We start from the raw sequence: 1,525 nt of genomic DNA, 5'->3' as shown, positions 1-1,525 counted from the left end.
TGCTCACCCTGAAGGCCGCCTGGATGATCGACACGGTCGGCGTGAAGGCGGCCGCCTCGGAGATCTCCGCGATCAAGGTCGTCGCTCCGAGGATGAGACCTTCGCCCTGGCCCACCTGCTGCGCAGGCGCGCCCCGAGAACGAGCAACCTGGGAGCCGCGATCGGCCTGCTCGGCTGTGGGCACGCGCTGACCCTCTTCACCACCGACTTCTACGACCTGGCCCTGGCCCAGACGCTGCCCGACGCGCAGGCGGAGGCGGTCACGGCCCGGGCCGGTGAGCTGTGGGGATTTCTGTACGGCATGCTGCTGCCCGCCTTCCTCGCCCACGTCGGTCTGTTCACCCTGCTCATCGCGCTGGCCGCGGTCAGGATCGCCCCCTGGTGGGTGCCGGTCGCCGCGTTCGCGGGAACGCTGGTCCCCTTCCTGGCCGTCGACCAGGCGCCGGCCGTGCAGGCGACGGGCGCCCTGTTCCACCTGGCCGCGTACGGCTGGATCGCGCTGCGCGTGCTGCGGATGCCGGACGCCGAGTGGAGTGGGGAGGTCAACGGGCAGGTCACAACCCCGCTTCCCGCGCGCGCATGATCGCCTGTGCCCGGTCCGCCACCTGGAGCTTGGTGAAGACGGCCGACACGTGATTGCGCACGGTCTTCTGGCTCAGCCCGAGCCTGGCGGCGATCTGCGGGTTCGTCAGATGCTCGGCGACCAGGCCGAGAATCTCCCGCTCCCGTCTGGTCAGCTCGGGCAGCGCCTCCTCCCGCCCGTGCTCGCGCCCCTGCTCGCCGAAGTAGCTCACCAGCCGGGTGGCGATGGCCGGGCCGAAGATGGCCTCGCCCTCGGCCACCGCCTGCACGGACCGGACGATCTCCGCCTTCCTCGCGCCCTTGAGAACGTAGCCCCTGGCGCCGGCTCGCATGGCCGCGAACACCGAGTCGTCGTCGTCCGACATGCTGAGCACGACCACCCGGATGTGCGGGTGGTCGTGGGTGAGCCGCTCGGTGGCCGCGACCCCGCCCATCCCCGGCATCGCCAGGTCCATCAGGACCACGTCGGGCTGCGCCCGCCCGACCAGGGCCAGCGCCTGCTCGCCGCTGGCTGCCTCGTCGGCGATTTCGATCCCCTCGGTCGTCGACAGCAGGGTCCGCAGCCCCGCGCGAAAACCCGGATGGTCGTCAACCAGCAGGATCCGGATCACCACTGCCTCCTTCCTCGGCCGCCGGCAGCACGACCCTGACAAGGGTCCCGCCTCCCGGATGCTCCTCGAACACGCACGATCCGCCCAACTCCACAGCGCGCTCCCGCATCGACGCCAGCCCGACCCCCGCGCGGCCCGGCCCTCCGGGGCCGTCGGGGACGGGCGCCTCCCGGCGCATCCACCGGCCGTCGTCGGAGACCTCCAGCCTCAGCGTGCCGTCCGCCACCTCGATCCGCAGCTCCGCGCGGGTCGCTCCGGCGTGCCTGCGCACGTTGGCCAGCGCCTCGGACGCGATCCGGTAGGCGGCGACCACGCTGGCGCCCGGCAGCGGC

General features: G+C 72.5%; 3 protein-coding genes. 1 reads left to right on the top strand and 2 read right to left on the bottom strand.

From position 1 onward, the window contains the following. Positions 1-583 (top strand): hypothetical protein (locus tag ABZ260_RS50950; protein WP_355633155.1); only part of this gene is annotated, 583 nt, incomplete at its 5' end. On the opposite strand, the gene ABZ260_RS50945 is transcribed toward ABZ260_RS50950, so the two are convergent. Beyond that, positions 555-1,193 (bottom strand): response regulator transcription factor, encoded by a 639-nt coding sequence (locus ABZ260_RS50945; protein WP_355558188.1) that lies wholly within the window; start codon positions 1,191-1,193, stop codon positions 555-557. The two genes, ABZ260_RS50950 and ABZ260_RS50945, sit on opposite strands and share 29 nt — an antisense overlap. Then, the coding region (locus ABZ260_RS50940; RefSeq protein ID WP_355633152.1) for an ATP-binding protein at positions 1,171-1,525 on the bottom strand (355 nt) is incomplete at its 5' end. The genes ABZ260_RS50940 and ABZ260_RS50945, both read right to left, overlap by 23 nt.

The organism is Streptosporangium sp. NPDC006013, from assembly GCF_040614275.1.
Taxonomy (GTDB): domain Bacteria; phylum Actinomycetota; class Actinomycetes; order Streptosporangiales; family Streptosporangiaceae; genus Streptosporangium.
The sequence above is the reverse complement of the archived record's forward strand: the minus strand, read 5'-3'. Positions and strand labels throughout refer to the sequence as shown.